Genomic DNA, 1,531 nt, shown 5'->3' on the forward strand with positions numbered 1-1,531 from the left:
ACTGAGACCGGCTTTTTGGGATTAGCTCCACCTCACAGTATCGCAACCCTTTGTACCGGCCATTGTAGCATGCGTGAAGCCCAAGACATAAGGGGCATGATGATTTGACGTCGTCCCCACCTTCCTCCGAGTTGACCCCGGCAGTCTCCTATGAGTCCCCGCCATAACGCGCTGGCAACATAGAACGAGGGTTGCGCTCGTTGCGGGACTTAACCCAACATCTCACGACACGAGCTGACGACAACCATGCACCACCTGTGAACCGACCGCAAGCGGGGCACCTGTTTCCAGGTATTTCCAGTCCATGTCAAGCCTTGGTAAGGTTCTTCGCGTTGCATCGAATTAATCCGCATGCTCCGCCGCTTGTGCGGGCCCCCGTCAATTCCTTTGAGTTTTAGCCTTGCGGCCGTACTCCCCAGGCGGGGCACTTAATGCGTTAGCTACGGCGCGGAAAACGTGGAATGTCCCCCACACCTAGTGCCCAACGTTTACGGCATGGACTACCAGGGTATCTAATCCTGTTCGCTCCCCATGCTTTCGCTCCTCAGCGTCAGTTAATGCCCAGAGACCTGCCTTCGCCATCGGTGTTCCTCCTGATATCTGCGCATTTCACCGCTACACCAGGAATTCCAGTCTCCCCTACATCACTCTAGTCTGCCCGTACCCACCGCAGATCCGGAGTTGAGCCCCGGACTTTCACRGCAGACGCGACAAACCGCCTACGAGCTCTTTACGCCCAATAATTCCGGATAACGCTTGCGCCCTACGTATTACCGCGGCTGCTGGCACGTAGTTAGCCGGCGCTTCTTCTGCAGGTACCGTCACTTTCGCTTCTTCCCTACTGAAAGAGGTTTACAACCCGAAGGCCGTCATCCCTCACGCGGCGTCGCTGCATCAGGCTTTCGCCCATTGTGCAATATTCCCCACTGCTGCCTCCCGTAGGAGTCTGGGCCGTGTCTCAGTCCCAGTGTGGCCGGTCACCCTCTCAGGCCGGCTACCCGTCGTCGCCTTGGTAAGCCATTACCTCACCAACAAGCTGATAGGCCGCGAGTCCATCCAAAACCACAAAAAAGCTTTCCACCCCCCACCATGCGATGAGGAGTCATATCCGGTATTAGACCCAGTTTCCCAGGCTTATCCCAGAGTCAAGGGCAGGTTACTCACGTGTTACTCACCCGTTCGCCACTAATCCCCCAGCAAGCTGGGATCATCGTTCGACTTGCATGTGTTAAGCACGCCGCCAGCGTTCATCCTGAGCCAGGATCAAACTCTCCGTTGAAGTAAAACAAAAACGAACACAACCAACACCCCCGGAAATAACGGGAAAMGAAGGCTGCAAAATTTGAAACCAGCTGTAAAAACCAGACCACACCACAGGGGCGGCACGATCCAGTCAATTCAACCAATCAATAAAACAATTGGTATCAACAAACTTGGCACACTATTGAGTTCTCAAACAACAGACACACCCGGCACCACCACCAGCACTAAACAGCCGTGGATCGCTCCGGAGCAACTTTTCAAACTTACC

General features: G+C 54.7%; 1 protein-coding gene and 1 rRNA gene. One reads left to right on the top strand and one right to left on the bottom strand.

The genetic code is table 11. The annotated features are described in order from the left end of the window. Nucleotides 1–1,279: ribosomal RNA gene (locus AC1DIM_RS19720) — 16S ribosomal RNA — on the bottom strand; the annotation flags it as partial. A 63-nt stretch (nucleotides 1,280–1,342) separates the two neighbouring features. Here AC1DIM_RS19720 and AC1DIM_RS19725 point away from each other — a divergent pair. Then, nucleotides 1,343–1,531 (top strand): hypothetical protein (locus tag AC1DIM_RS19725; protein ID WP_477712168.1); only part of this gene is annotated, 189 nt, incomplete at its 3' end.

The organism is Pseudarthrobacter sp. 01T43, from assembly GCF_056398665.1.